Below are 2125 nucleotides of genomic sequence, written 5' to 3'. Positions count from 1 at the left end.
AATATGCGGAGCCCCCCACAAACCACCAGAAACGAGCAAAAAAATAACCCCCCAAGCAAACCAAAAAGACCACCATAAATAGAGCCTAGAGCCACGATAAGAAGGTTTCATGCCTTTACCTCGCCTCCAAGTCCCAAAAGCTTTTTGGCGCGGTTCAAATAAATCAAACGTTGCACAAGTCCATTCTTGCCCCCATTGATCGCCTTGGTAATCCCTAGATAATCATCTTGATCAGCCAGCCTATTCAAGCCTTTCATTTGCCAAAACCAAACAGCAGACCAAAGCGCTGCTGGAAACTTTTCCAGCTCTTGCGGAAATGCTTCACAATCAACCGCTTGTTCATCGACTAAGCGCCAAAACTTCGTAAAACGACGATAATTATTGCGCCCCGTCAACTGGATCAAACCACGCCCCTTAAAGTGCACCCCATCCCCAGGGTTGACATTGCCTAAATCACGCCGCCCCTCATAAGCGCGCCCTGAGGCATATTCACAAACGGTAAAAAAGCCATCACTCTCATGGGCACATTGGCTTAAAAAATGCGCAACACGCAATGGTGTCGTGATCGCACCATAAGACAAAGCTTCAGGCAACACGCGTGCCATTTCAACAATAATAAAATCTTGGCGCGCATGATGCGCCAATTTAGGCGCAAGGCGATGAAGAAAAGAGGCATCTATTGAAACCATAACAAACCACTCAATGAATAAAAATCCATTCGCAGTTTATCGGGTCTCACTCCCCCAATATAAGCCTGACACTGTCAGTCAAAACTCTCAATACTCATAAAACTCTGGAAATAATAAACCTTGTGGTTCTTTTGAAGAAATTTTCTTCTTCAAGCGATAAGCTGTACGCACATGCATACCAGAAACAGCAGCTGCAGTATCCACCGACCAGCCTTTTTGCAACGCTTGCACCATTTTTTGCCGCCGTTCAGCATCTCTGCCAAGGGGGATAAGAAGGCGCATACCCGAACCATTAAAACAAAAATGGTTGATCAATTGCTGCGCCTCTTCAAACCCAACAATTTCAATCAACCAATCCGCATTTTCAAGACGCCCGGGTATATAAACTTCTCGTCCACCAAAAGCCCGCATCATATTCCATGCTGCTTCACTGCCCGCAACATCAGCTATTTCACGCAATAAGGCAGGAAAATCGCTATAGATTTCCTCTTGCATACATGCTTACCCCTCGCTTTTAACACCTTTACGGATTTTCCGCCCCCAAACATTCATCACTTCTCTAAAGTCGCCCCCACTCATCTCACCCAAAGCTTTACCACTTAACGCCATAACACTTTGATAAAAAGCCCCAAGCTCAAACATAGCATCGGGATTCAAACACTTCCATTGGGCACACAAAATGGAAATGCTTGGTTTATTCCTCCATAAATCTTCGCGGTTTTTTCCTCTCCAGTCAACCCCACCCTCACGCTGCAACCAACCTTTCAACGCCTCAATAGCTCTGCATGCATCATCGCTATCGCGTAAAAAGCGAATATGATCAATCCCTGTCTGTCTTTTCACAAAGGCAAGCAACGCCTTGTCTGAACGATCACGAATAATGCCAAGATTCCACCCAGCAATCCAGAGCGCCTGGAGCTTCTTGGCATATTTACCCTCTAAACGCTTCCCATTCGGCTTAAAACCAAACGCTTTCATTTCAGCGATAACCAAGTGCTTTTCTGAAAAATTCAAATCTTTCGCCGATTGCTTGCCTGTTAAGCGATAGAGCAGTGCGCGATAGGTCTCATCATCAAGACCTAACGCGCGTTTTCCCATATGAAGGACAGCTAAAGACATCTCCCTCCCCTCATGTCTTCGCCAAATCAATGGTCACAGCACGCCAAGCGCTTTCTAGGCTATCACGCTCATAAAAACGCACATATTCCTTAGATGTCGTCACACGGAATGACTCACGAATAGCACGCATCGCCTCTTTCCAGCGTGGATCATCAATATCCAAACGCAACAGCATAAAGATCTCCCCCCGATTCACCTTGCCTTCTTTATCCGTATTAAAAGCACGCGTAATAATCGCACGGATTTCAGGGCGCGCATCCGCAGACCACTCATTCAAGCACTCATCAAGAAGGCTTTTGGCAATTTGCAATTGCGGT

4 protein-coding genes are annotated in these 2125 nt (G+C 46.0%); all 4 read right to left on the bottom strand.

All coding sequences use genetic code 11. From position 1 onward, the window contains the following. Window positions 1-107: 107 nt before the first annotated feature. Window positions 108-689, bottom strand: coding sequence for a glycoside hydrolase family 19 protein (locus ACFILY_RS09350; protein ID WP_375631546.1), 582 nt, complete (start codon window positions 687-689; stop codon window positions 108-110). 87 nt (window positions 690-776) lie between these two features. Next, window positions 777-1184: a helix-turn-helix domain-containing protein gene (locus tag ACFILY_RS09345; protein WP_375631544.1), complete on the bottom strand. Its 408-nt coding sequence runs from the start codon at window positions 1182-1184 to the stop codon at window positions 777-779. A gap of 6 nt (window positions 1185-1190) precedes the next feature. After that, complete coding sequence (locus ACFILY_RS09340; protein WP_375673357.1) at window positions 1191-1808, bottom strand: regulatory protein GemA; 618 nt, start codon at window positions 1806-1808, stop codon at window positions 1191-1193. 10 nt (window positions 1809-1818) lie between these two features. Next, window positions 1819-2125 (bottom strand): DUF3164 family protein (locus tag ACFILY_RS09335; protein WP_375673355.1); only part of this gene is annotated, 307 nt, incomplete at its 5' end.

The sequence above is a fragment of the Bartonella sp. CL25QHWL genome (assembly GCF_042195335.1).
Lineage (GTDB): Bacteria > Pseudomonadota > Alphaproteobacteria > Rhizobiales > Rhizobiaceae > Bartonella.
The sequence above is the reverse complement of the archived record's forward strand: the minus strand, read 5'-3'. Positions and strand labels throughout refer to the sequence as shown.